The organism is Erythrobacter sp. HA7-11 (assembly GCF_055693605.1).
This window is the reverse complement of sequence record NZ_JBVFUF010000002.1, coordinates 1,372,709-1,399,005: the sequence shown is the minus strand read 5'-3', so window position 1 is coordinate 1,399,005 and position 26,297 is coordinate 1,372,709. Positions and strand designations below refer to the sequence as shown.

Sequence of the window (26,297 nt, the reverse complement as noted above, 5' to 3'; positions counted from 1 at the left end):
ACAGCCCCATTGGTAAACTGGATTGCCGCCTTCCTCGCAATGCCCGCTTGCAATGGCAAGCCCCAACGAAAAAGGGCGCTCCGTTAAGGAACGCCCCTCTGCAAATTCGTCTAGCGTGAGACTTACGCCTTTGGAGCGTTATCCCGACGTTCCGCGATCCGCGCACGCTTACCGGTGCGGCCACGCAGATAGTAAAGCTTAGCGCGACGCACGACACCGCGGCGAACCACGGTAATGCTGTCAACGATTGGAGCGTAGAGCGGAAATACACGCTCAACACCTTCGCCAAAGCTCATTTTGCGAACGGTGAAGTTGCTGCCCATGCCGCGATTTGAACGGGCGATACACACACCTTCAAAGTTCTGAATACGCTCACGGTTACCCTCGGTGACTTTCACGCCGACGCGCACAGTGTCGCCAGCCTGAAACTCAGGAATCTCTTTGGTTACTTTGCCGATTTCTTCGGCTTCGATTTGCTGGATCAGGTTCACTGGTCCGTTCCTTCATCTTTTTGCCGCGCGCCAGAGGCAGACTGGACCGGAGCGCCAGAATAGCGTTCCCATAGATCCGGCCTGCGTAACCGAGTTATGTCTTCGCTTTTTGACTTTCGCCAAGCAGCGATCTTCGCATGATCCCCCGATCGCAGCACTTCAGGGATCGTGCGCCCTTCCCATTCTTGAGGTCGGGTGTAGTGCGGATATTCAAGGAGGCCATCTTCGAAGCTTTCCTCGGTTCCGCTGTTGGGCGCGCCCATTACTCCGGGAAGCAGCCGAATGCAAGCATCAAGTATGGTGAGCGCGGCCATTTCTCCGCCGGAGAGGACGATGTCGGCGAGGCTAACCTGTTCGATCTCGGGGCGAGCCTCAAACAGCCGCTCGTCGAACCCTTCGAACCGTACTCGCAGATCAGGGTTACGCCGGGGCCCTCTGCGAGCTCGCGGATGCGCGCCTGAGTGATGGGACGCCCACGCGGGGTCATGGCAAGCACCGGGCGGCCCTGCGGCACACTGTCGAGCGCTGCCGCCATCACGTCGCACTTCAGCACCATCCCGGCCCCACCACCGGCAGGCGTGTCATCGACATTCTTGTGCTTATCGAGCGCAAAGTCGCGAATTTGCACGTTGTCGAGTGACCAGTCCCCGCGCTCCAGCGCCTTGCCCGCAAGCGAAGTGCCGAGCGGTCCGGGGAACATCTCCGGATAGAGCGTGAGAATGGTGGCAGCGAAGGTCATTTGTGAAATCCGCTCCACCGTTCCATGATGAAAGTGATCGGAATTGCCACTACAACAAATGCGAGTGGCACAATAAGGATCAGGGTGTACGCTCCGAAGAACGCTCCAAGCCTGTCATCAATCATTCCACAATCGAATGCGAAACTCTCACCACTGGGCTCCGGGCATTCTGAGCCGACCGTATTTGGAATCAATAGCCGCCACGCACCACAAGCCGTTGAGAAAAAAGGCACGAGGGACAAGTTTATCGACCAATAAAGGCCTCGGTCTATTAACGGGACGAAACGCCGCGAGATCAGATTGATCGTTAACGACAGAGAAGCAAAACATACTAAGACGACTACGAGTTCCAATTCACCCCATCCTTCGCTCGCGTGTCGACATTGAGCTCGAACACATCCGGTCGTGAGTAATGCCCATCGGTGTCGAGACTCGCCAGACCCTGCCCGATCTCGCTCAGGTCCAGCTCGGCGTGGAGGATTTCCTCACCCTCACCAGCTTGTGCCAGCACGCGCGCGTCGGGGGCGATGATCATGGAGCCGCCCCGGTTGAGTTGATCACCCTCAATCGCCTCGAATAGAGCCTTCGCGTGCGGATCGCCACCCACACGCTCTATCCCGTCAAACAGATCATCGCGGTGCTGAACCAAGCCTGCGGCGAGGACGAAGCAGCGTCCCTCCATCGCGTAGTGCCTTGAGGCAATCGCATACTCCTCACGCACGGTCGGCCATGCGGCGACATGCACGCTTTCACCCAGATTGTGCATCGCCGCACGCGCAAGCGGCATCCAATGCTCCCAGCATATGAGATTGCCAGCGCGACCCCATTCGGCCTGATGCACGCCGATGGTCGAGCCATCGCCGCGCATCCAGATCAGGCGCTCGCCATGGGTTGGCACCAGTTTGCGGTGGTCGAGCGGCGCTTCACCCGGGCGGAACAGCAACTGGTTGTTGTAAAGGCTCTGGCGCACCCGCTCATGCGCACCCAGCGAGATGCACGCCCCGCTCTCATCGCACAGCTCTTGGAACGGCAGCAGTCGCTCGTCACCCGCCACAATCGCATTATCGAGCATGATCTGGTGGCAGGCTTTGGTCCCCGGATGGTCCCACAAAGCCGCGCCGGGTGCCTCATCCAGCCACAGCGGATAGCCGCCGAGAAATGTCTCGCCGAACGCCACAAACTGCGCACCAGCATCAATAGCCTCTCGCGCAAGACGGACCGCCTTTTCGATCCCCCCGTTGAAATCAAGCGGGATCGGGGCGGCTTGGCAAATAGCGACGTTGAGTTTGGTCATGCGATCAGTCGTCTGCGAAATCAGCTGCGATCACAAGCTTTTCCGTGTCCCACTCTATTACCGCCTGCTTGCTCATCGGGACCATGAAAGTCTTCATGCCTTTGGCGGGCGCCGGTTCGCGGCGGATTTCGACGATGTCGCTTGCGCCGAAATTCTCGACCGCGATGACCGTGCCGACAGTCTCGCCAGCGTCCGTTACCGCTGCAAGGCCTAGCAAGTCAGCGTGATAGTATTCATCATCCTCCAGCGTAGGGAGGCCTTCGCGGGCGACGGTTAGCACCGTGCCGCGCAATTTTTCGGCCTGATTGCGGTTCGAAATGCCCGCAAAGCGCGCAACCGCGCCGCCCTTGTTATCAGAACGGATTTTGGTGAGTTTCAACGCGCCTTGGTTGAAACTTTTGTGCTGGGAGAGCGCTTTCACGCCCTCCCCGAACAGTTTCAAGCGAACCTCGCCCGCCACGCCATGCGCGCCGGTGATGGCGGCAAGCTCAACGAGCTTTGGCGTAACGGGCTGATCCGCCATCTGAAAGATTAGTCTTCCGACTTCTCTTCTTCGGCAGCTTCTTGAGCTGGGGCTTCCTCGGCAGGAGCTTCTTCAGCAGCAGCTTCTTCCGCTGGCGTTTCCTCTGCCGGAGCTTCCTCAGCAGTGGCTTCTTCTGCGGGAGCTGCTTCATCGGCTGGAGTCTCATCTACCGCAGCTTCTTCTGCCGGAGCTTCAGCAGCGGCGTTCTTGGCTTCTTCTTCAGCTTCCTTGGCTGCTGCGGCCTTCTCCGCCTTCTCTTCAGCGCGCTCGGTCGCTTTCTCGCCCGGCTTCGCTTTGTTCGGGTTGTTGCGAGCAGGACGCTCCATAATGCCAGCGGCGTCGAGGAAACGCAGCACGCGGTCTGATGGCTGGGCGCCAACGCCAAGCCAGTAACGCGCGCGGTCTTCGTTCAGCTGGACGCGCTTTTCATCATCCTTTGCGAGCAGCGGGTTATAGGTACCGATTTGCTCAAGATAACGACCATCACGCGGCTTACGGCTGTCTGCCGCAACGATGCGATAATAAGGACGCTTTTTTGCGCCACCGCGCGAGAGCCTCAATGCAATTGCCATGATATTCTACCTTTCGAATGTAACTGTATGAATTTATTTCTTATCGAGTAAATTTTTGAGATCCGGCGGAAGGGTATCCATATCGACACCCGGCGCTTTGCTTCCGCCTGGTCCGCCAAGTCCTGGAAGACCGCCAGGGCCGCCTCCGACCATGCCGGGAAGACCCCCGCCGCCAAACATGGATGCAAGGCCTTTCAGACCGCCCATCTTCTTGATCTGTTTCATCGCGCGGCTCATTTCCTGGTGCATTTTGAGCACCTTGTTGACCTGCTGCACCTCGGTGCCGCTGCCTGCAGCCACGCGCCGCTTGCGCTTGGCATTGAGCAGCGCTGGATTGGCGCGCTCCTTCGGGGTCATTGAGCCGATGATGGCATCCATATGGACGAGAACCTTGTCGTCCATATCGGCTGCAGCCATCGCCGCTTTCGCCTTTTTCATACCGGGCATCATGCCAGCAAGCACGCCCATGCCGCCCATATTCTGCATTTGCTGAAGTTGAGTGCGCAAGTCGTTGAGGTCGAACTGACCTTTCGCCATGCGCTTGGCGAGCGCTTCGGCATCTTCTTCCTTGATCGTCGCCGCGGCCTTTTCGACCAGGCTAACGACATCGCCCATGCCGAGAATGCGGTCTGCTACGCTGCCCGCGCGGAATGGCTCAATCGCATCGAGCTTTTCACCCGTACCAGCGAACTTGATCGGCTTGCCCGTGACAGCGCGCATCGAAAGCGCCGCACCGCCGCGTGCATCGCCGTCCATGCGGGTGAGAACAACACCGGTGAGCGGCACTTCACCGCTAAAGCTCTGCGCGACATTGACCGCGTCCTGACCGGTCAGGCTGTCGACCACGAGCAACACCTCAGTCGGCGCGGAAACGCCGGCAACTGCCTTCATCTCGGCCATGAGTGCTTCATCGACGTGCAACCGGCCCGCGGTATCGAGCAGCAACACGTCGAAATTCTGCAAGCGCGCCGATTCCATCGCACGCCGCGCGATATCGACCGGCTGTTGGCCTTCGACGATAGGGAGGGTCGCAACCTCGACCTGCTCACCGAGCACCTGAAGCTGCTCTTGCGCCGCCGACCGGTTGACGTCGAGCGAAGCCATCATCGCCTTTTTGCCGTGCTTTTCACGGATCAGCTTACCGAGCTTGGCCGTGGTCGTGGTTTTACCCGAGCCTTGCAGACCGACCATCATAATCACGACAGGCGGCTTGGCTTCGAGCGTCAGCCCTTCGCTGTCCGGACCGCCGAGCATTTCGACCAGCTCGTCATGAACGATCTTGACGACCTGCTGTCCTGGCGTGACCGATTTGAGCACGTCCTGCCCAACGGCCTTTTCGGTGACAGCATCGATAAAGCGGCGGGCAACCGGCAGCGCTACGTCGGCTTCGAGCAGAGCCACGCGCACTTCGCGCATCGCGTCACGCACGTCCTGCTCTTTCAGGGCGCCCCGCCCTTTGAGGCGATCAAAGACGCCGCCCAAGCGGTCAGACAAATTGTCAAACATCGTCTTCAAACTCCTCGCTCAGGCTCTCGCCTTCGCTCAACTTGTTTGGTCGCTTCTCGAACCGAAAAAGTGGCATCCACTTTTTCTGAGAAACTCCCTATTCAGACCTGGGCCTGAAATAAACGCGAAAAACGCCGGCGGACGAAACCTCGTCGGCCAGCGTGCGGAATTTCTCGATGAAAGTCCGACTTGTTTTGTTTTGACTGGTGGAGCCTAGCGGGATCGAACCGCTGACCTCAACACTGCCAGTGTTGCGCTCTCCCAGCTGAGCTAAGGCCCCGAACCAGTCAATGTACGCGAGCAATTATACTCGCAAATCCTGCTTTTCGGCAAGGACGCAGGCCATTACGAGTGCGTCCCCGCCTTGGCAAGACCTAAATCAATTATCGTCGTCCTCGTCGTCGCCCTTGCCCTTGGATACGCCAAGGTCATCGTCGCCGCCAAGGTCGACATCGTTATCGGGCGAGTCTTCCTCGTCATCGATGTTTTCGATGTCTTTCAGTTCATCATCGGTGTCGTCGCCCGACAGATCGCTATCGGCCTCGCCGTCACTCTTTTTCTTGTCATCCGCATCGAACGGGATCGGCTGCTTGGTCTTGAGCACAGGCTCAGGGCTCCATTCCTCACCGCATTCGATGCATGTCACTGGATCATCATTGCCGAGATCGTAAAAGCGTTCTCCACATTTGGGGCAAGAACGCTTGGTGCCCCATTCAGGCTTCGCCATGGTAAAATCCTTGAGTTTGCTTGGATCTGCCCAAGCATATGTCTGCGCTGCTTAATTGAGACCGGTTATGGCAGGAATCAAGAGCGCCAAAATTGATCGCGGCGCGCCTTGCCAGAACGCGAGGTCACTGTCAAAGACCCCGGCGCAATGAGCAGCCATACTTTCACATCGCAAGGCCCGCTGACGGGCACCATACGCGTCCCCGGCGATAAGTCGATCAGCCACCGCGCGCTGATGTTTTCCGCGCTGGCCGTTGGCGAAAGCACCGCCACTGGACTGCTGGAAGGCGAAGACGTGATGGCCACCGCCGCAGCCATGCGAGCGATGGGCGCACATATTGAGCGCGATGAAAGCGGCAGCTGGCGTATTTCCGGTGTCGGCGTGGGCGGATTGCTAGAACCGAGACGAGCGCTCGTTATGGGCAATTCGGGCACATCGACCCGTCTGCTCATGGGAATTATCGCTAGCCACGGCATTTCAGCGACCTTCACGGGCGATGCGAGCCTGTCTGGCCGCCCCATGGGCCGCGTAATTGATCCGCTAAGCCTCATGGGTGCGAGCTTTGAGGCGTCCTCGAGCGGAACCTTGCCGCTGATGATGCGTGGTGCCCTGCCCGCTGTTCCGATCGAATATCGTCTGCCGGTGGCGTCTGCCCAAGTCAAAAGCGCTGTGCTGCTAGCAGGCCTCAACACGCCCGGCATCACAACCGTGATCGAACCAATGCCCACCCGCGATCATACCGAACGTATGCTGCGCGGCTTTGGAGCCAGTTTGGAAGTCGAAGAGGAAGACGGCGAGCGCGTGATCCGCATCCACGGTGAAGCGGATTTGCAGCCCCAGCACGTGGATGTGCCTGGCGACCCGTCTTCAGCCGCTTTCTTCATCGTGGCTGCATTACTGATAGAGGGAAGCGATCTGGTGATCGAGAATGTCGGCCTGAATCCAACTCGCGCCGGTCTGATGCAGGTCTTGCGCGACATGGGCGGCTCTATCCACGAATTGAATCCGCGCGAAGTCGGCGGCGAGCCCGTGGCCGATTTGCGCGTCCGCCATTCGACGCTGACCGGCATTGATGTCGATCCTGCCGTGGCGCCCGCCATGATAGATGAGTTTCCCGTCCTCTTTGTCGCGACTCGCGCTTGCGGAAGGCACAACCCGAACAAGCGGCCTTGAAGAATTGCGGGTGAAGGAAAGCGACCGGCTCTCGGCGATGGCAAAAGCGCTTTCTGCCGCTGGCGCCAGCGTCGCAGAGACAGCCGATGGCCTTATTATCGAAGGAACCGGCGGAGCACCTCTCCGTGGCACCACGACCGAGCCAGTCGCGACGCATCTTGACCACCGTATCGCCATGGGCATGGCAATCGCAGGCCTCGCAAGCCGCGGCGGGGTGCAGGTGGACGACACCTCACCAATCCAGACGAGCTTCCCCAACTTTATGGAATTGCTTGGCAAGGCAGCACAATGACCACCCCGCTCGACATATATTCGCTTATCGGCTTTGTCGGCACGGCCTGCATAATCGGAGCTTATGCCTATTTGACATATGTCGACAAACCCAACCCATTCATTCTGCACGGCACAAACCTGACCGGAGCCGCGCTGCTGACGGTATCGCTCCTCGTGCACACCAATTGGCCGAGCCTCGAGCTGGAAGGTTTCTGGGCCGCAATCGCCATCTTTGGCATACTGAAAGCACTCAAAATGCGAGGCAAAGCCGCATGATCATCGCTGTCGATGGACCCACCGCCTCAGGCAAAGGCACGATCGCCAAAGCGCTCGCCGCGCATTTTGGTTTGCCACATCTCGATACCGGGCTGCTCTACCGCGCGGTCGGTCGCCAAGTGGCTCTCAATGGTGGCAATCCCGATGATCCGGCAGATGCCCTCGCCGCCTGCGACTTCCCCGACAGTCTTCTCGACAACGAAACGCTCCGCAGCGAAGAAACGGGTGGACTGGCAAGCCGCGTGTCGGTTCATCCCGCAGTCCGCGAAGCTCTGTTTAAGCGTCAGCGCGCATTTGCTGAGCAAGAAGGCGGAGCCGTACTTGACGGACGCGACATAGGTACAGTCATCGCCCCTGATGCCGATGTGAAGCTCTACATTACCGCCAGTGCGGAAGAACGCGCACGCCGCCGTTGGCTGGAAATGACAGGTCGCGAAATCGAAATCCCGCTTACCGAAATCGAGCATGACATCATTGCGCGGGACAACCGCGACATTGGCCGGAAAGACGCTCCGCTACGGGCTGCAAAAGATGCCATGGTCATTGACACCAGCGCGCTTGAGAAAGACGCAGCCATTGCCGCTGTGATAGATGCAGTCTCCGACGCTATGCGCTAGGCCTCATTTTCCTTGCATTTCCCCCGCGTCTGGCCTAGGCGCGCGCCGTTCTTGAAATCGCTGGATGGAAAGGACCTGCGCGATGGCATTCGGCCCCGCGCAGATGTCGGCCTCTTGCCCTGCTAGCCCCCGCAATGGTGCGTGGGAGGCAGTTTAAGACCCCGGACAACCGGTGGCCGGTAGCAAACAGTAAACGGGAAACCCCAACCTATGGCAACTTCTGCCAACCCAACGCGCGACGATTTCGAAGCGCTTCTTAACGAACAACTCGGCGGTGCAGGCGACGAAGGCTTTGAAGGCCGCGTTGTCAAAGGCACTGTGACCGCGATCGAAGCCGGCATGGCTGTGATCGACGTAGGCCTCAAATCCGAAGGCCGCGTCAACCTCAAAGAATTTTCACGCAACGAAGACGACCACGGTCTCGAAGTCGGCAGCGAAGTCGAAGTTTATGTCGACCGCGTCGAAAACGCAGACGGCGAAGCGATGCTCAGCCGCGACCGCGCACGCCGCGAAGCTGCTTGGGACAAGCTCGAGAACGAGTTTGGCGAAGGCAAGCGCGTCGAAGGCCGCATCTTCGACCGCGTCAAAGGTGGCTTTACCGTCGACCTCGACGGCGCCGTCGCCTTCCTTCCTGGCAGCCAAGTCGATATTCGCCCAGTGCGCGACGTCACTCCACTCATGGAAGTGCCGCAGCCATTTCAAATCCTCAAGATGGATCGCCGCCGTGGCAACATCGTCGTTTCGCGCCGCGCTGTCCTTGAAGAGACCCGTGCCGAACAACGCAGCGAACTCATCAGCGATTTGGCAGAAGGTCAGGTCATCGACGGTGTGGTCAAGAACATCACCGATTATGGTGCGTTTGTAGACCTCGGCGGTATTGACGGCCTGCTGCACGTCACCGACATGAGCTACAAGCGGGTTAACCACCCGAGCGAGATCATCGAGATCGGTCAGACCGTCACGGTGCAGATCGTACGCATCAACTCGGAAACGCAGCGCATCAGCCTTGGCATGAAGCAGCTCGAGAGCGATCCATGGGATGGCGTCGCAGCCAAGTATCCAGTTGGTGCGAAGCTGCAGGGCGCCGTCACCAACATCACCGAGTATGGTGCATTTGTTGAGCTGGAAGCCGGCATCGAAGGCCTCGTCCACGTCTCTGAAATGAGTTGGACCAAGAAGAACGTTCACCCTGGCAAGATCGTCAGCACTTCTCAGGAAGTTGATGTAATCGTGCTCGAAGTCGACAGTGAAAAGCGTCGCATTTCGCTCGGCCTCAAGCAGGCTCAGGGCAATCCTTGGGACGAGTTCGCCGAGAAGCACCCAGTGGGCACCGAAGTCGAGGGCGAAGTCAAGAACGCTACCGAATTCGGCCTGTTCATCGGTCTCGATGGCGATGTCGATGGCATGGTCCACATGTCGGATATCGCATGGGGCATTTCAGGCGAAGACGCATTGGCGCTCCACCGCAAGGGTGAGCAAGTCAAGGCGATCGTTCTCGACGTCGACGTTGAGAAAGAACGCATTAGCCTTGGCATGAAGCAGCTCGAAAAGGGCGCACCGACCGCAGAAGGCGCCGCTGGTGCCGACAATCTGCGCAAGGGTCAGACCGTCACTGTCACCGTCCTCGAAGTCCGCGATGGCGGCCTCGAAGTGCAAGTTGGCGAAGACGGCGCAACCGGCTTCATCAAGCGCTCGGATCTCGACCGCGACCGCGACGAGCAGCGTCCAGACCGCTTCCAGACCGGCAGCAAGGTTGACGCGATGGTCACCGGTTTCGATCGTTCGAAGAAGCCAAACTTCTCGATCAAGGCGCGTCAGATCGCCGAAGAAAAAGAGGCTGTGGCGCAGTTCGGTTCATCCGACAGCGGCGCATCGCTCGGCGACATTCTCGGCGAAGCGCTCAAGAAGGGCGACGACTGATTTTGTTCGGGGCTTGGATCATCCGATCCAAGCCTTTCGGCCTAACCGTACCGGCGCGCAGTCGCGCTTTGACTGCCGTGACCAAGGACCAAGCTGAAGCTTGAATTGAAACCAGAAACGGCCCGCCTGCTCAACGAGTGGGCGGGCCTTTTCATTGGTGCTTCCATCAGCGACGCTTGAAGCGTAGGATGCCGGCATGACTATTGAAATCCACCAATTCCCCTGCCTTTCCGACAATTACGGCTTCTTGGTCCACAATTCTGTTACCGGAGAAACTGCCGCTATCGATACGCCCGACGCCAAGGAATATTTGAAGCAGGCGGACGGCAAGGGTTGGAAAATCACTCATATCTGGAACACCCACTGGCACCCCGATCATGCAGGCGGAAACAAGGAAATCATCGACGCAACCGGCGCACGTGTTCTTGCTCCCAGAGAGGTCGAAAAGCTCTCGCCTATCGATCGGGTGGTGAGCCACGGGGATAGCGTCAATCTTGGTGAACACCGCGCCGACGTGATCGACGTCTCCGGCCATACAAACGGCCACATCGCGTTTCACATTGTCGAGGAAGGCGTGGCCTTCGTTGGCGACGCTGTCTTTGCGCTGGGATGTGGACGAATGTTCGAAGGTGAGCCCAAGCAGTTCTGGACCAGCCTCGACCGTATTCGCCGAATGCCGACCGCGACTACGCTCTATTGCGCACACGAATACACCGAGGCAAATGCGAAGTTCGCACTGCATGCTGATCCCGAGAACAAGGCGCTGCAGGCCTATGTCGAGGAGATCAAGGACAAGCGCTCGCGCGGTGAGCCAACTGTGCCGACAGTCTTGAAGCGCGAGCTTGAGACCAATCCGTTCTTGCGCGCGGATGATCCGACTATCATTGCCAAGTGGGGCGGAAGCGCTCCGCATGAGACCTTTGCCGCGCTGCGATCCGCCAAGGATAACTTCTAAGCCTTATGAAGGCCTTGCAAGTCGCAAGAATGTCGGATGACCTTTCCGGCGTGTCGCTAGCCGAACTGCCTCTGCCACAACGCAAAGCTGGCGAGGTTGTCGTTCGAGTTCGCGCGGCCTCGCTCAACTTTCCCGACCTGCTGATGACCCGCGGGGAGTATCAGTTCAAACCAGATGCCCCCTTCATCAGCGGGCTTGAATGCGCAGGTGAGGTCATCGAGGCAGAAGCCGATAGCGGCTTTGCGCCGGGCGACCGTGTGATAGGCGGCAACAAGATCGGCGCGTTTGCCGAACTTGTCAGTATTCCTGCAAGTAATCTCTCCCCCTGCCCTCTAGCCTCAGCTTTGCAGAGGGCGCGGCCTTGGGAGCTGCTTACTCGACAGCCTACACTGGTTTGGTTGAGCTCTGCGACCTGCATGCCGACCAATGGATACTGGTACACGGGGCGAGCGGCGGGGTCGGACTAGCCGCCTGTGATCTCGCCAAGGCGCTTGGCGCAAAGGTGATCGCAGCGACAGGCTTGGAGGCAAAGCGCGACCGGATTGCCGCTCTTACCAACGCAGATGCGGTCATCACGGCAGAAGGGCGTTTCCGCGAACAGGTGGCGGAAATCACAGACGGGCATTTGTGCGATATCGTCTTTGACCCTGTCGGAGGGGATGTATTCGACGAATCAACCCGCTGCGTGACATTCGGGGGCAAGGTGGTTGTGGTAGGCTTTACCAGCGGCAGGATCGCAAACGTCGCGACCAACATTCCGCTGATCAAAGGCTTCTCAATCGTAGGGCTGCGTGCAGGCGAATATGCGCGCCGCTTTCCTGAACGGGGCCGCGCGATCAATGCCGCAATCAGTCAGCTTGCCGCTAAGGGTCGGATTAGGCCCGCAATCGACCGTACTCTACCGCTCTCTCGATGGCGCGAAGGGTTTGAAGCAATGGCCAATCGCGAATTAGTCGGAAAAGTGATATTCGAGCCGGGAAAATAGCTCGCTCCTAGACAAAAAGGGCGGCCCGCAAGGACCGCCCTCTTGTTCAAGCATTGCCTGATTCAGATCGAAGAAATAATCTCATCCGCCAAAGCCTTGTCGCTTTCGGCGTCATGCTTTTCCGCGATAATCTTGCGAGACGCTGCAGCTGCTGCATCAACGGCGCTGCTGCGCACTTCTTCGACTGCATCGCGCTCAGCCGCAGCAATCTTGTCTTCAGCCATACGCTGACGACGCGCGATCATATCTTTGGCATCGGTCTCTGCCTTGGCAAGAACGGCATCAGCCTCCCGCTGAGCCCCTTCAAGCATCGCTTCTGCGTCCTTCTCAGCGCTAGCGATCTTCGCAGCATACTCATCGCGCAAAGCCTCGGCCTCTGCGCGCAGGTTTTTCGCCTCATCAAGCTGGTTCTTGATCTCGGCAATCTTGTTGTCGAGCCCGCCCGTGATCAAGCCTGGGACCTTCTTCCACACGAAGATCGCCAGCAGGATGAACATCGCCAGGGATACCCATTGGTAATCCTGCAAGAACAGCGCAGATGGTGCGACCTTCTCGGCTCCGCCTGACGCGGCAAGAATTGTAAGAACATTAGCCATTGGCGAGCGCTTTCTTAACCGCAGAACGCGCGGTGCGTTTGTCGACACTTGCGCCAGCGAGTCGCGCGACGATGTCCTGCGTCGCTTCGGCGGCAACCGTTTCGACTTCGGTCATCGCGCTCGTGCGAGCTTCTGCAATTGCAGTTTCAGCCGCTTCAAGCTTGGCATCAATCTTGGCTTGCGCAGTCGCCAGCTTCTTCTCAGTCTTCGCCGCAGCTTTCGCTTTGGCGTCGGAAATCAATTGCTGAGCGGCGGCGCGGTTTTCGTTCTCACGCTTGCGCCAAGCCTCTTCCTGCTCATCAGCAGCATCGCGCGCTGCCTTCGCTGCGGCGAGATCACCAGCGATCTGGTTATCGCGCAGCTCAACGGTCCCCATCACCTTGGGCACCATTCCGCGACCGATGATGAAAAAAGTCAGACCGAAAAACAGCAACGTCCAGAATATCTGGCTCGTGGCGAATTCGGCAAGTTGGGCAATCTGAGGCATGCGAGCTGTCCGAAAGCGGTCAATATGTGCCCGGAGCGGTTACTCGGGGCGATGGAAATGGTGCTTGGCGCTCCGGTCAGCCAAATGCCGACCGGACCGCCAAAAAATTGTTAGGCGACGAAGATCAGGATCATCGCAACAACGAACGCCAGCAGGCCGAGAAGTTCGGCGGCGGCGAAGCCGATGAACAGACGGCCTTGCTGACCGTCTGCGGCGCCTGGGTTACGCAGTGCGCTCTCAAGGAACGAACCGAATACGTTACCCACGCCGATCGCTGCCATGCCGGCACCGATTGCTGCGAGGCCTGCGCCTACGAGCTTGGCTGCTTCTGCTTCCATTTGAAAAACTCCTTTGGGATCAATCTAATTAATTAAAGAGGTAAACTCAGTGAAGGTTCTCTGCGTCGTTGATATACAGCGACGTCAGAAGTGCGAAAACGTAGGCCTGAATACCGGCCACGAGAATTTCGAGAGCGCTAATGGCGATCATTAGGATAAAGCTCGGCACGCCAATGAACCCGCCAAATACGGGCCCCGCGTTTACGCTGTCGATCACGAAGCTCGACAGAACCTTGAGCAGAACGTGGCCGGCCATCATCGCAACGAACAGACGCAGCGCGAGACTGAAAGGGCGCACCAGGAACGAGATAAGCTCGATCACCGGAATCAGCCAGATGAGCCACAGCGGCGTACCGTGCGGCACAAACAGGCTGAAGAAGTGCAGACCATGCTTCCAGAAACCCACAGCGAGCACGATTGTGAAGCTGACGATTGCGAGCACGCCGGTGACGGTGAAGTGGCTTGTAAAGGTGAACGGGTGAGCGCCGACTAGGCCAATCGGCAGCAGGCCGAGCAGGTTGGCGAACAGTATAAACATGAACAGACTGAAAATGTAGGGCACATATTTGCGCCCCGCCTTACCCACATTGGCCTCGAGCATATCGTCGATGAAGCCGGTGAAGCTCTCCACCGCCATTTGCCAACGACCCGGCACGAGTTCGCGCTTCATGCCGCCAAAAACAAACGCCCAGATGAGGAACGTTGTGATTGCCATCCAGAGCGCTGAATTGGTGAAGGCGATATTGAATCCGGCCAATTCCCAGGTCCCCGAACCGAACATCGGTTCGAGCTGGAATTGCTTCATCGGATCGACTTTGCCTGCTTCGGCTGCCACGATCTCTAAGTCCTTAAACCCTAGTATGAAACGCGCCCTGACATATGATCCCGGTTCGCCGCGATGGCGCTACTCAGGATCGTCAGGGCGAGTGTTCGCCGCACGTATAATGTTTCTGAAGGCAACAATGATCCCGAGGAACATCATTATCAACAGACCCGCAGGCGAAGTGTCGGCGAAATAGTCAATCGTCCAACCAATCACTGCGCCACCGAGAATTCCGCCAAGTAGGTCTGCAAGCACCCGGTTGCCGCTGCGATAATTCGCGTCAGTTCCCGATACCTGAGGCCGGATGCGTTCCTCTTCGCGCTCGCTTGCGGCTTTCAACCGCTCTTCGAGTGCATCGATCCTCGCATCCTCGGCGATACGTTCCCGTGCGGGTTTCTCGTCGCTCATGATCAGCCTTCCGGTTAGTGGATGCAAAACACAGGCAACAAGGTGCCCGCTGAGGGCGCGCACCCCTTAGAAGGGGGGCATATGCAAGTCAACCGCAGGCGGGCTGTGTATGCAGCAATTATGGCCACCGAGCTTGCAGAATTCGCAAGTCTCGTCGGATTTGCGCGCTTCGTAACGCGCCGGTCAAGCGATTAAGGGCAACGTGGATCGCGCAGCGGAGCCGCATCAGTGCGGGTCTGCCAGGTGCCATCAGGCGCCTGATACTTTTCACCCGGCGTTGTGCGCAAGATTGCCTGACAGCCAGCTGTGAAAGCATATTCGTCCAATGTTGCATTGGCGGCTTGAGCGCGCTCAGCGTAAACTGCGCGGCGTTTGATGTTGATATCATTGACCAATCGGCGAAGCTGCTCGGTCTGACCAGTAACGATTCCGAGATAGCCATCGCGCTGCTCACCGATCGAACCGTTCGCCCGAGCCGCTGCATAAGCGGGATCGCGCTGAGCCTGTGCCGGAGAGGCCACCCCGGCGATGGCGATGCCTGCAGCAAGGCTTGCGAGCATCAGGTTGCGCAGATTTGTCATTCTTTTTTCCTCCTGCGGTGAGCTTCAAGCGAGCTCAAAAATATCCGCATTTTCCTCAACTGTGTTCGCCGCATCTTCGGCCAAAGCAAAAACAACTTCCTGCCGAATATTGATGTTGAGCTCGATCACGATCGGCTTTTCGGGCGCCGCAACATTGATGCAGCCTCCCAAAGCTCCGACAAGCGCCATTACGCCAGCCATCCTCAATCCGGCCCGAGCCTGCTTCCGCCGCATTGTGAAGTCCCCCCGATCATTATTCTGTCGAGCAAAACCTCTGGCATCTGCGCATGGCGCGGTCAATTTGCGTTGCATCATGGGCTAGTATCGCTTTCCTGCTGCTGAATGAGCAACTCATCCAAAGGTTCATCTTCGGGGTTTGTGTCCGGCTTGCCCGCGCAGGCCACTCCGTAGAACCTGCTTGCACGCCACTTCGGATCCGATGTGAGGCAAGGATCACGTAGATATTCTGCGTCATAGGTGGAGCGTAGCAGGCGGCTAAGCTCCCAGAATTGCGAGCGAACATTGACGTTGAACCGGATCGGCAGCTTCGCGAGACGCCGCGTCACGAAATTTCGGGACGCGCCCTCCCCTTGGCTGATCCCGTCAAAGCGGATGCTGGTGATGATTTCGCCCGTAAGATTGCCGTCCATCGTGACCGCCATCTGGCGATAATCTAAGCTTCTCAGCATGTTGAAGGCGTAGTTTGTGATCTCACCCATGTCTTCATACGTGAGGTCGCCGATATAGGAGAGATTGCCGCCCGGCGCTTCTGAGATCAGCAAGCCGCCTTCGATTCGGCCATTGCCCTGCTTATCGAAGATAATCGGAACCGAGCCGTTGAACCTGCCAGTCGCGGCAAGGTTTCCGAATTCCATCTCGCTGATGAATGTGCCGGCGTCCAGATTGACGATCTCGAAAATGTAACGGCGCTCTTCAGGCACGGCGAAATTGAGGTCGACAGGACGCATGATAAGCTCGCCGCCCATAAACGGCCAACGCGCATCCTCCAGCCTCACCAATTGTCCCTCTACCAGCGAGAATCGCACTTTGCCGCCCTGCACTTCGATGCCGGTGTTGATCGAGCCAAGCGCAACTTCCTGACCCGGGGCGGTTGTGAGCGCGAGCAAATCGGTGAATTCGACAGTGGCCTGCGCGTCCTTCACGGGGCCAAAGGCCGCCGCAAAATCGAAGCTTTGCGTCGTGAAAATACCGCTGCTGGTGACTGCTTCGGAGCTCCAATCGATTCGGCCATTGCCGGAAATTTGGCCGTTCGCGAGTGAAACGAAGCCCTTCGTCAATATCGTGAGGTCGTCGGGCTGCAAACGCTCATCAAAGGTCAGGCCAGCCATTGTAAGCCGTGCATTGCCAACGCCTGTGCCAAGTTCGTGCGAGACATTGGCGGTCGTCACGATGCGGTCGGAGGCAGGATGCCGCAAGTCTGCCGACGCCACGATTGAGGTGCCCTCTAATGTCAGAATAGCATCGCGCGCGCTAAGCGGGTTGAACCGCGCATCGGGCAAGCGGTCCTGCATCACGAAACTCGCGCCTTCTATCCGCAGTGCCTCGTCGTAGGTCCAGTCTCCGGCGAAATCGACGAGTTCGAACGGAATCTGATAGACTGCCTCAGGGTCCTGTGCGGCGAAATCGAAACGGACTTCGCCGCCGAGTATTGTGCCGCCAATTGCTTCACCGAGCTTCGCGGAGATCGACTCGGCAGAAAGGCTGATCGGTTCTTCGGTGTCACCCAGCGCCACAGCAAGGTCATTGATTCGAGCGCTGCCCGGATAGCTGAAGTCGACGGCCCCTGCCGTGAGCGCGAGCGGGGTATCCGATATGGCTCCGTCAAGCGCCAGCGAACCGGTCCGTCCGCTTATTTGCAAACCATCACGATAGGCGACGAGCGCGCGCCCCCGCAGCGGGCAAATCTCAATCACCCGGCGATTGAGCGATAATTGGTAGAGCGTGAGACCGTCGAACCGCAGGGTGGTGCAATCACGACCCAGCGCGAGCCCCGCTTCGGGCGACCATAAGCCTCGCAGTGGAAGCGCAAGGTTCTGCACCGCGCCGCCCGGCAGGTCACCAGTGGCGAGGACTGAGCCATCAAGCCGCAGAGCGCCGCTCGGAGCTTGGGTCACGAGCAGCTCAGGAACGGCCAAGCGGTTCTGCCCCGCCGCGTATTCGTCCATCCGCAGCCGCAATGCCAGCGATCGACCATCCACACGCTCCATCCGGCCTGTAATGCGAGGAATGTCTGCTCCGCCCGTTGCGAGATTGGCCGAAAGCCTACCAGGCGCGTTCTGCGAGCTGGACCAAGCGAGGCGCGAGACACCTAAGACGGTCTCGCCATTCACCGTACGCAAGCGACCCTCAGGCATCACCAGGCTTGTGCTCTCAGGCGATATCCGCAGTGTGAGGTCTGCGGCGAGCGAGCCGCCTTTGGTCGCACGCGACACGCCCGATTGCAGGCGACGAAGTAGCGGCTCAGCGAGCGTGCCACTCGCGCCAGAGCGCGCGGCTTCGATTTGCGAAGTCAGATCGCGGCCAATTGCCGTCCCCTGACCCTCGATCCGCGTGTCCCATTCCAAGCGCTCAAAGTTATCGCGAGCTCGCAAGGTCCCATCCGCCCCGAGCCGCGCAATCGCGCCGAATTCAGTGACAGCATCCTCAACGTCCAGATTGTGGCGCGCAAACAGCATCCCGTCGGCCCACCTGAATTGTATATCTCCACCAACACCAATTGCCCGCGCATCCGCGCCTGAGAGCTCATTTGCCCTCATGCCAATTTCACCTGTGGCTCCGGCGAAATCACTGGTGAGAGTGACCTCTGCGACAACATCGAGCTGATCTCAGGGCCAGTCCATGCTCGGCGCATCGAACGTTGGACAGCCGGATTGGTCCGGCAAAGCTCGGCTCACCATTGCCTGTCGTCAGACCACCATAGAGCGTCGCCTTTCCTGCCTTACATCCCTGCGCCGCCAAACCGGGAGCGGTCGCGGCAATCGTGCCGGCGAAGCCGTCATTGAGCATCCCTTCGCCCTCAGCCTTGAGCCCGATATTGCCAAACTCGCTGACGATGAGAGCGCGCGCGTCGATTAGTCTTAGATCAAGTGCGGGTAGACCCGCCGGCTCTTTGCTCTCAGCAAACAGCAACGCATCAAGAGAGCCGAAGCTCAGAGCGCCACCCTGAAACGTACCGAAAGCTCGCGCTCCGTGCACCTCAATCTGGCCAAGCTGAGGCGCGCCAAACCCATACTCGATCTGGGCAACAACCCGCTCAATCGTAAGGTCAGGTTTGTCGGGATCGCCGAACACGAGATTGGTAAGCACTTGCCGATCAGCGGCGATTTCGTACACGTCATAGGTGGCGTCCAAGCCCAACTGCTCAAGCTCAGACGCAATGAAATCGTCTGCGATGTCTTCTCGTGTCGTCCAAGCCAGGAGCACAGCGGCAGCGATCAGTGCGACACAGATCGGCGCGAGGCGCGAACGCTTCCTCTTCGGCCAGAATGACCGCTTCGGCGCCTTATCAATATGTTCCATCTCACCGGACGCCATAACCAAACCACACTTGCGCGCATCGATTGTTAAAGGCAATGCAGCAGAGCAAGCCGCATGCACGCGTAAACGCATTAGTGGGGGACAGCTTGCCGCAAACTGAAGACATGTTTGGCGAAGGTGTCGCGCAGCCTCAAAAAAGCGGTGCGGGTAAGCACGCGGGTGCCGGCCATCGCGCGCGCCTTCGGGAACGCTTGCTGAAAGGCGGCGCGGAGGCGCTCGCTGACTATGAAGTGCTAGAATACCTGTTGTTTGCAGGCATCCGGCAAGGCGACACCAAACCGGTGGCAAAAGCGTTGCTCGCGCATTTTGGATCGCTTTCCGCGGTCTTAAGCGCAGATCCGGCTGCGCTAAGACAGGTCAAGGGTGTAGGAGATACCAGCGCCGCAGCCCTTAAAAGTGTAGGAATTGCCGCCCGCCGCATGGCCCGCAGCGAAGTCTCCAACAAGCCCGTACTCGGATCGTGGCAGAACCTCATCGACTATCTCGCGATCGACATGGCGCATCTGACCGTTGAGCGTGTCCGCGTGCTTTATCTTGATGCGAAGAATCGCCTGATTGACGATCACCATGTCGGCGACGGCTCCATTGATGAGGCCGCCATCCACCCTCGCGAAGTGATCCGCAAGGCGATGGACGTCGGTGCAAGTGCGCTCATCCTCGTCCACAATCACCCCAGCGGCAGCCCAGAACCTTCGCGCGCGGATATTCAGGTGACGCAGAAGATCGCAGAGGCTGGACGCTTATTGGGAGTGACAGTGCACGATCATGTGATTGTCGGGCGCGAGGGGCACGTGAGCCTGCGCGCGAAGGGCCTGCTCTGACCCGCTCAGGACTTTGTGATAAGCCGCACGCCTGCATGATTGGCGAAGAAGCTCCACACCCAATTCAGAATGACTGTGAGGCGGTTGCGCGCTCCGGTAAGGAAGCCGACATGCACGATGCCCCAAAGCCACCATGCGAGTGATCCTGACATCTTAAACCGGCCAAAGTCCGCAACTGCTGACTTGCGGCCAATGGTCGCAAGGCTGCCCTGATGCTTGTAGGCAAACGGGCCCGGACACTCTTTATCGAGCAATTCGGCCTCGACCAGCTTCCCAACATAGGCACCCGCTTGCTTCGCTGCTGGAGCCAATCCCGGAACCGGCTCCCCATCCCAGGCTGTGCTGCCTGCGGTGTCACCGATGGCAAAAATGTCGCGCTGCCCCTTCACCCGCAAATGTTCATCGACGATGACTCTACCCGAGCGATCACACTCCGCGTCCAGCCACTCCGCCGCAGGTGAGGCTCTTACGCCCGCTGCCCACAGGACTGTTTCCGACTCGATTGTTGTGTCGTCGCCTATACACACATGCGCTTCAGCAATCTCAGTCACGCGCGAACCGGTACGGATTTCGACACCGAGATTTTCAAGCGACATAGCAGCTTCCACAGAGAGGCTCTCGGGAAAGGCTGGCAAGATACGGTCGCCCGACTGGACGAGCACAACCCGCGCACTGCTCGGATCGATAGTACGAAACTCTCGCTCAACATTGATCTTGGCCAATTCCGCGATCGCGCCTGCTAATTCGACGCCAGTCGGACCTGCACCCACGATGACAAATGTAAGAAGGCGCTTGATCCGCTCGGGGTCATTGCTTGCCTCGGCTTGTTCAAATGCCTCAAGGATCGACGCGCGAACTGCGACGCCATCTTCAATTGTTTTAAGGCCAGGTGCGAATTCCCCCATTCGTCTTTGCCAAAATAGGAATGCGTCGCACCGGTAGCGAGCACCAACGTTTCATAGGAAAGCTCCTGCTCGCTGTGATCACCACTGCAATAGGTTATCGCTTTCTTTTCCGCATCGATTCTGCGCACTTCGCCCTTAACCACCCGCACATTGCCATCTGGCTTGAACAGACTGCGGATCGGCGTCGCGATATCGGTACGGGTTCAGGGTCGCGGTCGCGATTTGATAAAGCAAGGGTTGGAAAAGGTGGTAATTGCGCTTGTCGATGAGCGTAATGCGAACAGGCAACCGCTTCAGGCGTTCCACCGCTGCAAGACCACCGAAACCTGCACCAACCACGACGATATGCGGCCAGCGTTCTGGGATGTCGGCATAGTCTCGGTCGAAGAGAATATTCTTCTCCATCCATATCCCGATGGCCTGATCTATCGAGGCCACTCCTGCTCCGCGGGATTCATAGATTGCCAACAGCAAAATTGGATAGAAGGTCACATTCTCGTGAACCCCTGCGATCATGAATATCCCGATCAGGATGACGAGAGCATACGAAACGAAACTGGCAGCAAACCCGATCGCCATGAGCACAGCAAACGCTACGGCGAGCCAATCGGGAAATCCCGTGAAGACAGTGATCGGCAACCAAGTTGCAAGGGCAATTGAAGGTTCAAACACTTCGGCATAGGCGAGCAAAGTGAGCGCCAGCCAAAGTCTGATCACCATCATAGCGACAGGCGATCCGTGTTGGCGCATAAGCTCGCCAAGCCGGACAGTTGGCCGGGCAAGAGGCAAGGCACTCGTCTTCAAACCTCGGGCAAGCAATTGATCGAGAGAGAATGCGCCCGGCCCCTGGAACACATACCAAATCAGCATGGCTGCTATCATGAGATTGCTGGTGGTAGGGACGTAAACCGCTTGGGAGACGACCGTAAGCGCGGCCATCGCCAATGCTGCAGGCCGAGTGAAGAAACCAAACAGAAGCAGCGCTGGTCCAACCAATTCAATCGCGAGCCCGACTGTCGCCGCCGTCGCCGGTTCCATCCAGCTAACCGGGTATTCTTGGGTCGCGAGCAACAGAGCCGTGTCCCAGTCGGTCGCCTTCACCAGACCGGAGCGGAAAAAGCTTAGTGCGAGAAAAAAGCGAACGAACAGATCGGTGAAGGGCCAAAATAGCTCGGCCCCACCGGAATACCATTTGGCCCAACTGCGCAGCGTGACGCGGACGAATGGAGAGAGGCGCTCCTCTTGAAGCGTGCCTGCTGCTGCATCCGTCATCCGCAAATCCTCCTTACGGCTCTGTTCGATAGAGGATTAGACTAGTTACAAGCCACTTGCGATTCAAAGCGTGTATCGTTCGCGACGTCGGGTGGCGGGCAAGCACACCGAGGGTTTCACTAGAGATCAAAACCCCAGCGTCGATACCTTGTGGCCAATTCCGGATCGCGGGCAAGCGCTTCATCGATATCGCTTTGCCCTTGCTTGTCACCCTGTTCCAAACGAGCGAAACCGCGCAGGAGCACGGTCGCAGTCTGGTTTGGTTCCAGTTCCAGAGCCGCATCGATGTCCGCCATCGCTTCGCTCAACATTCCTTTGCGCATGAAAAGCAGCGCTCGACTGTCGAGAACGTTAGCAGCCTCCCCGCTGTTTTCGACTGCCTTTGTGCAGACCGAAACTCCGTCATCAAGTCCGACCTGCCATTTAGCGATAAACCAGCATTTTTCGTTGAGCAGGCCTGCATCATTCGGATTGTCGATGGCGAATTCTCTGATCCGGTCCAATCCAACTTCTGGCTGACCTTCAAGCGCATCAAGTTCAGCCAAAGCTATTGCCAATTCTTGACGCACGGATTCGTCCCCGTCTTCGTATTCGAGGATTTCACGCGCGGCATCAATCTGCTCAAGATCGATCAATGCTTCTGCCAACTGCATTGCCCGCCAAGGCTTCGGATCCAGCGAATACGCTTCCTCAAGATCGGCTTTGCGCGCCTTTTGATCCAGCAATTGCCCGTGCACCGTCGCGCGCTGGCTGAAATATTCGGCATCGGCTTCGAGCTCGATGACCTTATTCATGTCTTCGAGAGACCCGGCAAAATCATAAGTGTCGTAGCGGAATGCCGCGCGAGATAGATAGCTCCCGGCCTCGTCAGGATCGTTCGCAATGACTTTAGCGAAAGCCGCTTCAAGCGCTTCAAGACCACTACGATCTTTGTTTTGGGCGTATCGCCAGCGGCGCGGTATATCCTCCTTGACGATCAATTTGGATTCTTGACGGGCCAAACTCGCTGCTTTGCGGCGTTCTTCACGGAATTGCTCGGGCTGAACTTCTACGCCGTTTGTGATCAGCGTCTCGTTCACGGACACCGAACCGTCGGAGAAATTGATTGTCCTCTCGTAGGTTTTGCCTCCCACCTCGGCATTGACGAAAGTCTCACCGCGGAGCTCGTAATTGTCCTCACTGTCGGGCAAGATAATATCCATGCGCATATTCAACCCCGCCCCGGAGTCTGCGCGAACTGGGATTTCCCGCCACTCTTTTCGAGATCGGTTCGGCGAGAACTTCATTTGCTCCGCTCTCATCGAAAGATCCGCTTCCCCTCGAAGCCCGTCAAATTCAACCGGTGCATCCGAAATCCCCGTCACGATGACCGTAGCTTCGCTGTCATCTTCGCCAGAAACGATCTCGACATCGAGCAAAGCCATGTCACCACCGAGCCGCCGAGCCAGTTGTTTTTTGCGGTCATCGTCAAGTTTATCCGCCTCTGCATTCACCCGAGCGGTACCGAAGCGCCCAGAAACTGCATCTCCATTGTTGCTAACGTCGGCAAGTCTACGCCGGCAGACGCGTCAAATGAGAAACGCATGCTAACTTCGGGCACACGCGGAAGCACTTGTTTGATCGGCTCAAGTTCTGCGCCCGCAGAGCGGATCGGCAAAGCAAACTCGAACGATGGGACGTTACCGACCGTTCGCATATTTGCACCGAGCGAAGTTCCATCGAGATAAAAGAGATTGCCCCCGATCTCAGTGCGCACGAGGACGTGGTCGAATGCACCCGGCAACGGCAGTGAAATCGGTACCGCATTGCCTGCCCTGCTCGACACCAGCACAGCTTCGGAATCGATGCCCAAGTGTTGCAGGATCGCCAACAATATGACGGTTTTGGCCTTGCAGTCCCCGTATTTGTTCTCCCAAGTCGTTGCGACATCTTGTGGCAGGTAATTGCCGCCATCCAAGCCGTTCAGCAGATAGCGGATGTCTTCCTGGACCAGCTCAAGCGCAGCCACTGCGCGCTCAAGATCGGTAGCGTAACCGGTTCTAATTGCTTCAACTTTTTCCAGCAGATCACCCAGGCCATCAAGCGATCCGGACGTTTCATAGTATGGTGCCATTGTGCTCGACACCTCGGCCCAGTCAGCAAATGTTCCAAGCTGAAGAAGAGTGCCACGGCGATAGCGCAGCGGCGCATCGCTCGGAAATTCGTCCGCCTCTGCCAGCGGCAGCAACACTTCGACCCAATTGTGCCCGGCTTCGTCCCATACAGGCGGCAAATCGAAGTTTGGACCTGCCTTGTATTTCACGTCCAAGCTTTCAGGCCACGACGCGCGTATCCGAGCGAAATCCGCGACTGTATCGGGTTCACGCCAAAGATAAGACTGGCTTTGGACCTCTTCACCCAGGGCCTGATCGGATGACGTGACAGAATAGCTGAGCCGCAACTCATCGCCCACCTGCAAGCCGGGGACAGATAGAGTGGCGGTCAGCGATCCATCCAGGATCCGTTGCTCCAACTGCTCCTCGCGGCGCAGCACTTCCATGACTTCGCCTTGCTCAACAAGGTCGATCAGATCGTCGCCGCGCCGGATCGAAATTTCGTGAACAATAAGGTCGCCTTTGTCCGGCAACCATTGTGCGGTCAGCGTGCCGACGTTTGAAAGGTCAGAAAGACTGCCGACCCGATAGACGACATCGGTATATTCCCAGTGCTGGCCAGGATTGATGCGGATCTGGGTGTCGTTGACGATTTGGGAATTGGAGGGGTCGCGCTCGACCTCGGAAAGAACAACGGGCTCAATCCATTCGGGGGCCGGCTGATAAAGTGGTTCATCGCCAGCTTTAGCGGCTGAAGATGCACCCAAAGCGATGAGCGAAACTGCCGAAAGGCAGACCGAAAATTTCATGTGTATTGCCCCAGTTCTATATTCCAGTTCAAATTATGGAATAACTCTCTCTAGTCAAACGCCAAATTCGCTCAACGCCAGTATTTGCGCACCCTCGTCTATGATTGATACGAAGATGAGCGACTTTCAGGGACAATCGTTAGCACCCCTCTTGCCATCCGATCCGATGCAGCATAGCCGCGCGGGTAACATTCCCTGCAACACAAGTGTCGATGGAGTTGACCCGTGGTCCCTCGTTATGCCCGCCCCGAAATGAGCGCCCTTTGGGAGCCTGAGGCAAAATTCCGCATCTGGTTCGAGATCGAAGCGCACGCGACCGAAAAGCTTGGCGAGCTTGGTGTCGTCCCGAAGAGCGCCGCGAAAGCTCTTTGGGACTGGTGGGCGACCAACCCCAGGATCGATGTCGAGGCTATCGACGCGATTGAGGCCGTCACCAAGCACGACGTGATCGCCTTCCTCACCTGGGTAGCAGAGCAAGTCGGTGACGAAGCGCGCTTCATGCACCAGGGCATGACCAGCTCTGACGTGCTTGATACGACTTTGGCGGTGCAACTGGCTCGTGCGTCCGACATTCTCCTCGCTGACCTCGATGATCTGCTTGCCGCGATCAAACGCCGCGCAGAGGAGCACAAATACACCGCTACGATCGGGCGCAGCCACGGCATCCACGCAGAGCCGGTCACCTTTGGCCTCAAGCTGGCGCAAGCCTATGCCGAGTTTGACCGCTGCCGCGAACGCTTAGTCGCAGCGCGCGCGGAAATCGCCACTTGCGCGGTTTCGGGAGCGGTGGGCACCTTCGCAAATATCGACCCCCAGGTTGAGGCCCACGTGGCAGATAAGCTTGGCCTCACAGTTGAGCCAGTCAGCACCCAGGTTATTCCGCGCGATCGCCATGCGATGTATTTTGCCACCCTCGCGGTGATTGCTGGCTCGATCGAGCGCCTAGCGGTAGAAATCCGTCACTTGCAGCGCACCGAAGTGCTTGAGGCAGAGGAATACTTTTCTCCCGGCCAAAAAGGCTCCTCGGCGATGCCGCATAAGCGCAATCCGATCCTGACCGAAAACCTCACGGGGCAGGCGCGTATGATCCGCAGCTATGCTCTGCCTGCTCTTGAAAACGTCGCACTGTGGCACGAGCGAGATATCTCGCACTCCTCGGTCGAGCGCTTTATCGGCCCCGACGCCACTATAACACTCGACTTCTCGCTCACGCGGCTGACCGGAGTGGTCGACAAGCTGCTCGTTTACCCTGAGCGGATGCAGGCCAATATGGATCGCATGGGCGGCCTTGTGCACTCCCAGCGTGTGCTGCTTGCCCTGACCCAGGCTGGCGTTAGCCGCGAAGATGCCTATCGCCTCGTTCAGCGCAATGCGATGAATGTGTGGGAGTCAGACGGGAAGCTGCAATTGCTCGACCTTCTGAAAGGCGACGAAGAAGTGATCGCGGCGCTCTCACCTGAGCAACTCGAAGAGAAATTCGACCTCGGTTACCACTTCAAGCACGTCGATACGATTTTCGATCGCGTGTTTGGTTGATCGCCCGCACCAAACACTG

The 26,297-nt window shown here is 58.0% G+C and carries 27 protein-coding genes, 1 tRNA gene and 2 pseudogenes; 9 read left to right on the top strand and 21 right to left on the bottom strand.

Features of this window, described 5'->3' with window-relative positions:
- Nucleotides 1-122: 122 nt before the first annotated feature.
- The 8 genes and pseudogenes from rplS to ACZ1GU_RS07225 all read right to left on the bottom strand — a co-directional run bounded on the left by rplS (nucleotide 123) and on the right by ACZ1GU_RS07225 (nucleotide 5,852).
- The gene (gene rplS, locus ACZ1GU_RS07260) at nucleotides 123-491 is read right to left on the bottom strand and encodes a 50S ribosomal protein L19 (RefSeq protein WP_472647368.1); all 369 of its coding nucleotides are present in this window, start codon (nucleotides 489-491) and stop codon (nucleotides 123-125) included.
- Nucleotides 488-1,230: pseudogene (gene trmD, locus ACZ1GU_RS07255) on the bottom strand (tRNA (guanosine(37)-N1)-methyltransferase TrmD). The gene rplS and the pseudogene trmD overlap by 4 nt, the downstream one beginning before the upstream one ends.
- Nucleotides 1,231-1,570: 340 nt before the next feature.
- Complete coding sequence (locus ACZ1GU_RS07250) at nucleotides 1,571-2,524, bottom strand: carbon-nitrogen hydrolase family protein (protein ID WP_472647367.1); 954 nt, start codon at nucleotides 2,522-2,524, stop codon at nucleotides 1,571-1,573.
- Between the two features lie 4 nt (nucleotides 2,525-2,528).
- The gene (rimM, locus tag ACZ1GU_RS07245; protein WP_472647366.1) at nucleotides 2,529-3,047 is read right to left on the bottom strand and encodes a ribosome maturation factor RimM; all 519 of its coding nucleotides are present in this window, start codon (nucleotides 3,045-3,047) and stop codon (nucleotides 2,529-2,531) included.
- 8 nt (nucleotides 3,048-3,055) lie between these two features.
- A complete protein-coding gene (rpsP, locus tag ACZ1GU_RS07240; RefSeq protein ID WP_472647365.1) occupies nucleotides 3,056-3,619 on the bottom strand; it encodes a 30S ribosomal protein S16 in 564 nt (187 codons plus the stop codon).
- A gap of 33 nt (nucleotides 3,620-3,652) precedes the next feature.
- Nucleotides 3,653-5,125, bottom strand: a complete 1,473-nt coding sequence (ffh, locus tag ACZ1GU_RS07235) for a signal recognition particle protein (RefSeq protein ID WP_472647364.1) — start codon at nucleotides 5,123-5,125, stop codon at nucleotides 3,653-3,655.
- 204 nt (nucleotides 5,126-5,329) lie between these two features.
- A tRNA-Ala gene (locus ACZ1GU_RS07230) sits at nucleotides 5,330-5,405 on the bottom strand.
- Between the two features lie 99 nt (nucleotides 5,406-5,504).
- Nucleotides 5,505-5,852, bottom strand: a complete 348-nt coding sequence (locus ACZ1GU_RS07225) for a TIGR02300 family protein (RefSeq protein ID WP_472647363.1) — start codon at nucleotides 5,850-5,852, stop codon at nucleotides 5,505-5,507.
- A gap of 147 nt (nucleotides 5,853-5,999) precedes the next feature.
- Here ACZ1GU_RS07225 and aroA point away from each other — a divergent pair.
- From aroA to ACZ1GU_RS07190, 7 genes and pseudogenes are all read left to right on the top strand, one after another.
- A pseudogene (gene aroA / locus ACZ1GU_RS07220) lies at nucleotides 6,000-7,317 on the top strand (3-phosphoshikimate 1-carboxyvinyltransferase).
- Nucleotides 7,314-7,574 (top strand): CBU_0592 family membrane protein, encoded by a 261-nt coding sequence (locus ACZ1GU_RS07215; protein WP_472647362.1) that lies wholly within the window; start codon nucleotides 7,314-7,316, stop codon nucleotides 7,572-7,574. The pseudogene aroA and the gene ACZ1GU_RS07215 overlap by 4 nt, the downstream one beginning before the upstream one ends.
- Nucleotides 7,571-8,191 carry a (d)CMP kinase gene (locus ACZ1GU_RS07210; RefSeq protein ID WP_472647361.1) on the top strand — a complete coding sequence of 207 codons (621 nt, stop codon included), beginning with the start codon at nucleotides 7,571-7,573 and terminating at the stop codon, nucleotides 8,189-8,191. Before ACZ1GU_RS07215 ends, ACZ1GU_RS07210 begins: the two co-directional genes overlap by 4 nt.
- A 210-nt stretch (nucleotides 8,192-8,401) precedes the next feature.
- The gene (gene rpsA, locus ACZ1GU_RS07205; protein WP_472647360.1) at nucleotides 8,402-10,111 is read left to right on the top strand and encodes a 30S ribosomal protein S1; all 1,710 of its coding nucleotides are present in this window, start codon (nucleotides 8,402-8,404) and stop codon (nucleotides 10,109-10,111) included.
- 196 nt (nucleotides 10,112-10,307) lie between these two features.
- On the top strand, nucleotides 10,308-11,066 hold the full coding sequence (gene gloB / locus ACZ1GU_RS07200) for a hydroxyacylglutathione hydrolase (RefSeq protein ID WP_472647359.1): 759 nt from the start codon (nucleotides 10,308-10,310) through the stop codon (nucleotides 11,064-11,066).
- A 5-nt stretch (nucleotides 11,067-11,071) separates the two neighbouring features.
- Nucleotides 11,072-11,533 carry an alcohol dehydrogenase catalytic domain-containing protein gene (locus ACZ1GU_RS07195; RefSeq protein ID WP_472647358.1) on the top strand — a complete coding sequence of 154 codons (462 nt, stop codon included), beginning with the start codon at nucleotides 11,072-11,074 and terminating at the stop codon, nucleotides 11,531-11,533.
- A 35-nt stretch (nucleotides 11,534-11,568) separates the two neighbouring features.
- A complete protein-coding gene (locus ACZ1GU_RS07190) occupies nucleotides 11,569-12,051 on the top strand; it encodes a zinc-binding dehydrogenase (RefSeq protein ID WP_472647357.1) in 483 nt (160 codons plus the stop codon).
- A gap of 62 nt (nucleotides 12,052-12,113) precedes the next feature.
- On the opposite strand, the gene ACZ1GU_RS07185 is transcribed toward ACZ1GU_RS07190, so the two are convergent.
- From ACZ1GU_RS07185 to ACZ1GU_RS07145, 9 genes are all read right to left on the bottom strand, one after another.
- Nucleotides 12,114-12,647 carry a F0F1 ATP synthase subunit B family protein gene (locus ACZ1GU_RS07185; RefSeq protein WP_472647356.1) on the bottom strand — a complete coding sequence of 178 codons (534 nt, stop codon included), beginning with the start codon at nucleotides 12,645-12,647 and terminating at the stop codon, nucleotides 12,114-12,116.
- Nucleotides 12,640-13,134 carry a F0F1 ATP synthase subunit B family protein gene (locus tag ACZ1GU_RS07180; protein ID WP_472647355.1) on the bottom strand — a complete coding sequence of 165 codons (495 nt, stop codon included), beginning with the start codon at nucleotides 13,132-13,134 and terminating at the stop codon, nucleotides 12,640-12,642. Before ACZ1GU_RS07180 ends, ACZ1GU_RS07185 begins: the two co-directional genes overlap by 8 nt.
- 110 nt (nucleotides 13,135-13,244) lie before the next feature.
- Nucleotides 13,245-13,472, bottom strand: coding sequence for a F0F1 ATP synthase subunit C (locus ACZ1GU_RS07175; protein ID WP_027442220.1), 228 nt, complete (start codon nucleotides 13,470-13,472; stop codon nucleotides 13,245-13,247).
- Between the two features lie 46 nt (nucleotides 13,473-13,518).
- Complete coding sequence (locus tag ACZ1GU_RS07170) at nucleotides 13,519-14,307, bottom strand: F0F1 ATP synthase subunit A (RefSeq protein WP_472647354.1); 789 nt, start codon at nucleotides 14,305-14,307, stop codon at nucleotides 13,519-13,521.
- A gap of 69 nt (nucleotides 14,308-14,376) precedes the next feature.
- The gene (locus ACZ1GU_RS07165; RefSeq protein ID WP_472647353.1) at nucleotides 14,377-14,703 is read right to left on the bottom strand and encodes an AtpZ/AtpI family protein; all 327 of its coding nucleotides are present in this window, start codon (nucleotides 14,701-14,703) and stop codon (nucleotides 14,377-14,379) included.
- Nucleotides 14,704-14,894: 191 nt separating this feature from the next.
- Complete coding sequence (locus ACZ1GU_RS07160; RefSeq protein WP_472647352.1) at nucleotides 14,895-15,284, bottom strand: YdbL family probable chaperone protein; 390 nt, start codon at nucleotides 15,282-15,284, stop codon at nucleotides 14,895-14,897.
- 24 nt (nucleotides 15,285-15,308) lie between these two features.
- Nucleotides 15,309-15,518: a YnbE family lipoprotein gene (locus ACZ1GU_RS07155; RefSeq protein ID WP_472647351.1), complete on the bottom strand. Its 210-nt coding sequence runs from the start codon at nucleotides 15,516-15,518 to the stop codon at nucleotides 15,309-15,311.
- 77 nt (nucleotides 15,519-15,595) lie between these two features.
- Nucleotides 15,596-18,061 carry an intermembrane phospholipid transport protein YdbH family protein gene (locus ACZ1GU_RS07150; RefSeq protein ID WP_472647350.1) on the bottom strand — a complete coding sequence of 822 codons (2,466 nt, stop codon included), beginning with the start codon at nucleotides 18,059-18,061 and terminating at the stop codon, nucleotides 15,596-15,598.
- Between the two features lie 28 nt (nucleotides 18,062-18,089).
- Nucleotides 18,090-18,824, bottom strand: coding sequence for an intermembrane phospholipid transport protein YdbH family protein (locus ACZ1GU_RS07145; RefSeq protein ID WP_472647349.1), 735 nt, complete (start codon nucleotides 18,822-18,824; stop codon nucleotides 18,090-18,092).
- Nucleotides 18,825-18,928: 104 nt separating this feature from the next.
- Here ACZ1GU_RS07145 and radC point away from each other — a divergent pair, with 104 nt between their 5' ends.
- The gene (radC, locus tag ACZ1GU_RS07140) at nucleotides 18,929-19,663 is read left to right on the top strand and encodes a RadC family protein (protein ID WP_472647348.1); all 735 of its coding nucleotides are present in this window, start codon (nucleotides 18,929-18,931) and stop codon (nucleotides 19,661-19,663) included.
- Nucleotides 19,664-19,668: 5 nt separating this feature from the next.
- Here the strand turns inward: radC and ACZ1GU_RS07135 are convergent, their stop codons facing one another.
- From ACZ1GU_RS07135 to ACZ1GU_RS07120, 4 genes are all read right to left on the bottom strand, one after another.
- Nucleotides 19,669-20,568 (bottom strand): NAD(P)/FAD-dependent oxidoreductase, encoded by a 900-nt coding sequence (locus ACZ1GU_RS07135; protein WP_472647347.1) that lies wholly within the window; start codon nucleotides 20,566-20,568, stop codon nucleotides 19,669-19,671.
- 135 nt (nucleotides 20,569-20,703) lie between these two features.
- Complete coding sequence (locus tag ACZ1GU_RS07130) at nucleotides 20,704-21,840, bottom strand: DoxX family membrane protein (protein ID WP_472647346.1); 1,137 nt, start codon at nucleotides 21,838-21,840, stop codon at nucleotides 20,704-20,706.
- A 119-nt stretch (nucleotides 21,841-21,959) separates the two neighbouring features.
- Nucleotides 21,960-23,264, bottom strand: a complete 1,305-nt coding sequence (locus ACZ1GU_RS07125; protein ID WP_472647345.1) for a tetratricopeptide repeat protein — start codon at nucleotides 23,262-23,264, stop codon at nucleotides 21,960-21,962.
- A 65-nt stretch (nucleotides 23,265-23,329) separates the two neighbouring features.
- Nucleotides 23,330-24,742, bottom strand: coding sequence for a DUF3857 domain-containing transglutaminase family protein (locus ACZ1GU_RS07120; protein WP_472647344.1), 1,413 nt, complete (start codon nucleotides 24,740-24,742; stop codon nucleotides 23,330-23,332).
- 225 nt (nucleotides 24,743-24,967) lie between these two features.
- On the opposite strand from ACZ1GU_RS07120, the gene purB reads away from it, so the two are divergent.
- Nucleotides 24,968-26,278, top strand: a complete 1,311-nt coding sequence (gene purB / locus ACZ1GU_RS07115) for an adenylosuccinate lyase (RefSeq protein WP_472647343.1) — start codon at nucleotides 24,968-24,970, stop codon at nucleotides 26,276-26,278.
- Nucleotides 26,279-26,297: the final 19 nt, after the last annotated feature.